This is a genomic window from Syntrophorhabdaceae bacterium, from assembly GCA_028713955.1.
GTDB lineage: Bacteria > Desulfobacterota > Syntrophorhabdia > Syntrophorhabdales > Syntrophorhabdaceae > UBA5609.
This window is the reverse complement of sequence record JAQTNJ010000167.1, coordinates 1-6,891: the sequence shown is the minus strand read 5'-3', so window position 1 is coordinate 6,891 and position 6,891 is coordinate 1. Positions and strand designations below refer to the sequence as shown.

The 6,891-nt window shown below is 50.4% G+C and carries 7 protein-coding genes and 1 tRNA gene; 5 read left to right on the top strand and 3 right to left on the bottom strand.

All coding sequences use genetic code 11. The features are described from left to right. The 3 genes from PHU49_12495 to PHU49_12485 form a co-directional block, all read left to right on the top strand. Positions 1-948 (top strand): MFS transporter (locus PHU49_12495; GenBank protein MDD5244825.1); only part of this gene is annotated, 948 nt, incomplete at its 5' end. A 145-nt stretch (positions 949-1,093) separates the two neighbouring features. Then, the gene (locus tag PHU49_12490) at positions 1,094-1,555 is read left to right on the top strand and encodes a spore coat protein U domain-containing protein (protein ID MDD5244824.1); all 462 of its coding nucleotides are present in this window, start codon (positions 1,094-1,096) and stop codon (positions 1,553-1,555) included. A gap of 71 nt (positions 1,556-1,626) precedes the next feature. Continuing rightward, positions 1,627-2,100, top strand: a complete 474-nt coding sequence (locus PHU49_12485; protein ID MDD5244823.1) for a spore coat protein U domain-containing protein — start codon at positions 1,627-1,629, stop codon at positions 2,098-2,100. Between the two features lie 483 nt (positions 2,101-2,583). Here PHU49_12485 and PHU49_12480 read toward each other — a convergent pair. After that, positions 2,584-2,658, bottom strand: a tRNA-Arg gene (locus PHU49_12480). Positions 2,659-3,096: 438 nt separating this feature from the next. Between PHU49_12480 and PHU49_12475 the strand changes: the two genes are divergently transcribed. Both PHU49_12475 and PHU49_12470 read left to right on the top strand, forming a co-directional pair. Beyond that, positions 3,097-3,915, top strand: a complete 819-nt coding sequence (locus PHU49_12475; GenBank protein MDD5244822.1) for a metallophosphoesterase — start codon at positions 3,097-3,099, stop codon at positions 3,913-3,915. A 9-nt stretch (positions 3,916-3,924) separates the two neighbouring features. Then, positions 3,925-4,017, top strand: coding sequence for an AURKAIP1/COX24 domain-containing protein (locus PHU49_12470; protein ID MDD5244821.1), 93 nt, complete (start codon positions 3,925-3,927; stop codon positions 4,015-4,017). On the opposite strand, the gene PHU49_12465 is transcribed toward PHU49_12470, so the two are convergent. Both PHU49_12465 and PHU49_12460 read right to left on the bottom strand, forming a co-directional pair. Then, the gene (locus tag PHU49_12465) at positions 3,982-4,815 is read right to left on the bottom strand and encodes a deoxyribonuclease IV (GenBank protein ID MDD5244820.1); all 834 of its coding nucleotides are present in this window, start codon (positions 4,813-4,815) and stop codon (positions 3,982-3,984) included. The genes PHU49_12470 and PHU49_12465 overlap by 36 nt on opposite strands. 230 nt (positions 4,816-5,045) lie before the next feature. Continuing rightward, on the bottom strand, positions 5,046-6,891 hold a 1,846-nt coding region (locus PHU49_12460; GenBank protein ID MDD5244819.1), incomplete at its 5' end, for a calcium-binding protein.

Sequence of the window (6,891 nt, the reverse complement as noted above, 5' to 3'; positions counted from 1 at the left end):
ATGACGGGAGGGTATATGCTGTCGGCCTTGTCGAAGCTCATCATCGCTTCGGCATCCGGCTGGACCTCAGTTATGGGTGGAAGATTTCTCGACCGTTTCGGAAAGGGTGTCAGGACCTCCGCGCGCGACGCACTCCTTGCCGGTGCCTCACAAGAGCGTTACAGGGGAAGGGTCTTCGGCTTCCACCGCGCCCTCGATACCCTGGGAGCCGTAGTCGGGCCGCTTATGGCCTTCTTTCTCCTTAAGGTTTTTGAAAACAACCTTCGTTTTATCTTCTATCTTGCCTTCATACCGGCTGCAGCCGGCGTTGTGCTCCTTGTGGTCTTCGTAAGGGATGTCAAAAGAACTGCCGGAACCGCAGCGCGGCCGTCGTGGAGACTGCGCGATGTAAGGCTTAGCAGAGGTTTCAAGGTCTTCCTTCTGGCGAGTACTGTTTTTGCCCTGGGTAACAGCTCCGATGCCTTCATCATACTAAGGGCGCATAACCTGGGCTTTGCGGTGGAGACCACGATCCTTGCATATGCCTTGTTCAATATTGTCTATGCTGTTTTGTCTCATCCGGCCGGTATCATCTCCGACAGGGTTGGGCAGAAAAAGATCCTCCTGTGGGGTTTTGCCCTTTTCGCACTCATCTATCTCCTGCTGGGCATTGTTGACAGGTCCGCTTTCCTCTGGGTACTTTTTCCTATGTACGGGGTTTATATGGCCCTCACGGAGGGTATCGGGAAGGCATACATCTCGCTCCACGCCAAGGATGAGTTTACCGGTACGACATACGGTGTCTACCAGACTTTGACCGGCCTCGCCGCGTTTCCTGCCTCTCTCGCCGCAGGCTTCCTCTGGAGATACGTGAGTCCCGGCGCGCCGTTCATCTTCGGCGCCGCAATGGCCCTGGCCGCCCTGATGATCTTCGGCCTTGCAAGGGGAGATGCTACGGAAAAGGCTTAAAAGCAATCTTGGTCTGAATTTCTTCCTGCGCCATTTTCTCCAATAATTTCCGTGTAAAACCGCATTATCTGTATTCTCATTTTACATCTTGTGACCTTTTCCATTAACCAATATATTGTGAGTAGATACAGGAAAGGAGGCACACATGAAAAAGATATTAAGCATGGTAATGGTAATCGGAATGCTCGCGATGGCAGGCAGTGCAATGGCATCCGGCACCAACACGTTGACCGTGTCGGCAAGCGTTACAGGGACCTGTAAGTTCGTATCAGGGACATCCACGTTGAACTTCGGCGCCCTTGACCCATCATCGTCTTCAGATGTCAACGGAAGCGGTACAACCACGTTCTGGTGCACAAAAGGTACAACTCAGACGCTTTCTGCAGGTAACGGCGCAAACTGGGATGGCAGCAAAAGGAATATGCTGGATACCGTAAGCAGTGATAAGATCCCCTATACCCTCGCCCTCACCCCGGATGGCGGCACAAACCAGGGACCGGGATCACCCAGGACGGTGACTATAGGCGGAACAATATTAAATGCTGATTACGTAAGCAAGAGCGCAGGTTCCTATTCTGACACGGTGACGCTGAACATAACGCCGTAATGAGATAGGCGAGAAAGAGGGGAGGAGAATCCATTCTCCCCTCCCTCTTTCACAAAGGACAGGGAGGACACATGAGATCGATCATCATCTTCACAACGATACTCATCATCCTTACAGCGATACCCATGTGCTACGCTGCGAGCACCCTCTCTGTGACGGCAACGGTCGTGTCGAGGAGCAACTGCCGGTTCAATACCGGCACCTCGTCTCTGAACTTCGGCACCCTCGACCCGGGGAATCCCTCGGACAAGACGGTGAGCGCCTCGGTCAGATTCTGGTGCGGGGGAAGCGCTCCGATGGCGACATTCGCCATAACCCATGACAGCGGCCTCTATGAGACGGCTACCGATGCCCCGAGGATGAGGAATACCGCTGTCACCACTGAGTACTTACCTTATACCCTCTCCTTAAATCCTACCTCGGGCACGGTCCGCCGGTTCACCATCCAGACCCTGACCATAAGCGGCACCGTGCAGGGCACCGCCTTTCAGAACGCCTATGCAGGGAATTACAGCGACAGGGTAGTCATATCCATAGAACCGTAGGGTAAATCTCCAACTGCTTTACACCTGACAGAAAGATCGAATTTTGTTCCAACCGTACATTTATTAAAGGAAAACCAAAAAGGATGAACACTCTGACATATACCGACGGAAAGAAACATTTTAAAGCCCAGGTGAATGTGATGTGCGAATAGATATAACGCCGCCATGCCATGTCTCACAATATCCTGCCTTATCCTTGCAAACAAGCGAATTCTTGAGCCGGGTACCCGCTTGCGGGTGCGGGTGGCTCCGTCCCGTCTGAACGGGATGGAGGGGGCGATCCCGTCACGTCGGGACAAGCTGCAAGCCCCAGTATATATTTCGTAGCGAATTCTTGAGCGAGAGGGGGAGTCTCTTCGGGCTTTGCCCGAAGAGGGGGCGACGCAAGCCCGTATATATTTTGTAGCCCGTTCTCGGGCGAGAGGGGGTGGCTCCGGCAGCTTTGCTGCTGGAGGGGGCGACGCAAGCCCCATTAATTGCAAGCGCGCCTGCCGCGACTCGAACGCGGAACCTACGGATTAGAAGTCCGTTGCTCTATCCTGGTTGAGCTACAGGCGCGTGGATGTAAGTATAGCGGTTTTAGGGCTTCTTTTCAAGATAATCGTCTGTCAACTACGGCCCATAAAGTGAAAGGTGAAAGGCCCTCGTAATTCGTGAATCGTAATTCGTAATTGGATGAACCCTGTGAAAAGTGGGAAAACCCGTAATTCGTGAATGGGTGAACCCAATGAAAGGTAAATGCGTCATTGCGAGCGGAGCGCGGCAATCTCATTAATAATTCATACCCTATGAGGTCGCTATGTCACTTTGCTCCTCGCACCTTGTGCTTTTCCACTTACGTCTCACGAATTACGAATTACGGTTGTTCTCGCCTCACGCCCAACGCCGAACGGTTTCTTTGCAGTCCCGATATACGATATACGAACGACGATATGCGGTCTGTTATGCCGTTGTATTCTTGCTTACTCGTCGATAATCATGTAATATAAACGGGTTATGGGCAGACTGAGATATGTAGGGCTTCTTGTCCTCGTCCTGCTGTGTATAATCATTACCCCCCATCCAGGGATCGGTGCAGATTATCCTCCCTTTGCAGTAATCGGGGACATGAAGATCGGGGTTACAGAGGCGGTCTACAAAAGATTCCTCAATAAGACAGAAAAAGAAGGTATTGACCTCATATTCATTGCCGGTGACGTCATCGACCGTCCCGGCGCTGCCAAGGAATGGGAGAGGTTCCTCGTGCTGACCGGCACAAAGAGAACGTTCCATATTGCCCCGGGCAATCATGATATAAACAGCGCAAAATCTCTGAAGGTCTATGAAAAGATCATCCGGAAACCTCCCTATTATGCCTTTGCCCTGAACGATATTCAGTTCATCATCCTCTGTACGGAACTCCCGGGCGAAATCAGCAAGGTTACCGGCAAACAACTGGAATGGCTCAAGAACGCGCTGACGGAACCTTTTAAACAAAGGATCGTCTTCCTCCATAAACCGCTCTTCCCAACCACCTTCGGCAAGCGGTACGATCTTGACAGGTATCCCGAAGACAGGGATATACTCCACGACCTGTTCGTAAAAAGTAACGTAAAACTGGTTTTCTCCGGCCATGAACATCTGTACAACAGGAGCGAGAAGGACGGCATAACATACGTTATTACAGGCGGTGGCGGGTCGAGGCTTCTCGCATTTGATGAAGAACACGGCGGTTTCTTTCATTATATTGTTGCAAAAAGGGACAAGGAAGGGTATATTTTCAACGTTTACGACATAAACGAGACATTACGTGACACATTTTATTTGAAACAATGAGGTGAATTGATGGGCAGTGTGATGAAATGGCGCAAAAAGAAGATGAGGAAACATAAATACAAAAAACTAAGAAGAAGAACGAGACACCAGAGGAGAAAGTAACGAGCGCATAACCTTCATATTTTTGACATCCATTTTGCCCATCTTCGGGGTTTCCATAACGCCTGCGAGATGGGCAAATCTTTTATCATTCAAGAGAAATCTGAAGAATTCGATCCCCAGTTCCCCTTTGCCGATATGCCAATGCCTGTCAACCCTGCTCCCGACGGCAGTGGAAGAGTCATTGAGATGGAAGAACATGATCTTCCCTTTGCCGATACTGTTCTCAATGTCGCCTATCAATCCGTTCCATATCCTCTTCTGGCGGATGTCATACCCGGACTGGAAAAGGTGCGCCGTATCGAGACATAAAAAGACCTTTTCCTTCCTTACAATTCCCTCGTATATCCCCGCAAGTTCAGAGATATTCCTTCCAATGCTTGACCCCTGACCGGATGCATTCTCAAGGAGAATCCGGATATCGAACCTTTCCAGCACCTCATTGACGGCCTGTGCCGTCATTGCGATCCCCTTCTCTCTCTCCTTCCTTGAACCGCAGTGAACAACGATCGCGGGGATGCCAAGTTCGCAGCATAATCGCACCTCGTGGATAAAACCCTTTATATGCCTTTCGTCCTCATCAATCTTCGCAAGATTGGGCAGGTATGAAAGATGGGCAAATACGGGGATTTCGGACGATAACCCCCTGAAGGCCTCAACCTCCTCATCCTGCCACGACTTCTGCGCCCATGACCGGGGGTTCTTGACGAATATCTGGATAACATCGCAATGCAGCCTCTTTGCCTCTCTATGGGCCTGCCCGAACCCACCTGCAATGGATATATGGAAACCGATCTTCATCACGACCTCTATATCTAATCATACCACGCACATCCCACAAGGATAAATCGTAAATGAGAATAAAGTCGCTATGCGCTATCAGCCATCAGCAATGAACCCTGTCTATCTGCTTCATTTAGTCTATCTGGTCTGTTTTGTCTTAACGTTGAACATAGAACATTGAACAAATTTCCCTCACTCCTCAAGACTTCCGAGTCTTCATACTCTCCGCCCTCAGCTCTCTGCTGCTTTTACTGGTGCCATGCACTCACCACCATACCCATCAGTTCCTGGTTGTTCTTCACGTCATCGACAGTCGTCAGGCTGATGCCGTTACTGTTCGCATAGGCGGTCATCTGCTGGATAAGGAGGTTGATGTCAGAGTCGGTAAGGAACAGGTCATTAGAAAGCTGTACCTTCTCTATCCCTGTGGTATCCTGGTTCAGGACGGTGATATGGTCCGTGTTCCCGTAAGAAATGTGGAGGATCGTGTCATCCTGGAAGAATGCAATGGTCTCCCTGGAGACCGTATCAGTAAAAAGGATCCGATCGGATGCCCCATCCAGACCGGCATCATTGACGATATCCGACCCATTCCCGATAGAGAATTTGTAGGTGTCTCCGCCTGCGCCGCCCATAAGATAATTGTTCATATCGTTTCCTGTGATAATGTTATCAAGATCGTTCCCTATGCCCGCGCTTGCAGTCGTTCCGGGGCCTCCTACCAGGGTCAGGTTTTCTACATTATCGGTAAGGATATAGCTGATCGAGGAATAGACCGTGTCTACGCCTTCATTTGTCTTTTCCTTTACGTAATCACCGGCATTATCCACGTAATAGGTGTCATCGCCCGTACCGCCGGACATGCGATCTGCTCCGGCTCCGCCAATAAGAGTATCGTTGCCTTCCTTGCCGTAGAGCATATTATCTGCATCATTGCCGGTGATGATATTATCGAGCGAGTTACCGCTTCCGTCAATTTCATCATTGCCGGTAAGCGTGAGGTTCTCTACATTGGCGGTGAGGGTATAGGTAATAGAGGAATAGACGGTGTCTGTGCCTTCATCAGCATACTCGGCAATGACATCGCCGGTATTATCCACGAAGAAGGTGTCATTACCTGAACCGCCGTACATGGTATCCGTATCGGATCCGCCAATCAACGTATCGTTGCCTGCCCCTCCATCGAGAATATCATTGCCTGCCAGTCCGGTCAGAATATTTGCTGCGCTGTTGCCCGTGATGATATTGCCGAGGTTGTTTCCCGTACCGTTTATAGAATCGGTTCCGGCGAGTGTAAGGTTTTCGATGTTGTCAGAGAGGGTATAATTAATAGAACTGACTGCTGTATCAACACCTTCATTCGTTCCTTCGGTTACCACATCACCGCTGTTGTCTACCATATAGGTATCGTCTCCCAATCCTCCGGTCATGGTGTCTGCGCCAAGACCGCCGTCCAGGATATTTGCCGCGCTGTTACCGATCATGATATTGTCCAATGCATTACCGGTACCACTGATTGCATCATTGCCAATAAGGGTAAGATTCTCGATATTTGCGCCAAGGATGTAACTCGCCGAACTATTAACCGTATCCGTCCCTTCATTGACCGCCTCGGTCACTGTATCGCCGGTATTATCCACGAAGAAGGTGTCGTTGCCAGACCCTCCTGTCATCGTATCTGCACCTTCCCTGCCATCGATTGTATCGTTTCCTGCGTTACCTGTGAGAATGTTGGTGCTCGCGTTGCCGGTAAGTACATTATCCAGACCGTTTCCTGTGCCATTAATAGGTAAAGTTCCTGTGAGGGTGAGGTTTTCGACATTTGCAGGAAGTGTGTAACTTATAGAACTGAATACAGTGTCTGTTCCTTCATTTACTGCTTCTGTCACTATATCTCCGGCATTATCGACGTAGTACATGTCGTTACCCGTTCCTCCTGCTATTCTATCAGCCCCCGTACCGCCATCGAGCAGATCGTTCCCCGCTTCACCCCAGAGGGCATCATCGCCGGTACCGCCGTAGACGGCATCGTTGCCGGTACCTGCCATAAGGGCGTCGTTGCCCTCATCGCCATAGAGGACATCGTTGCCGGCC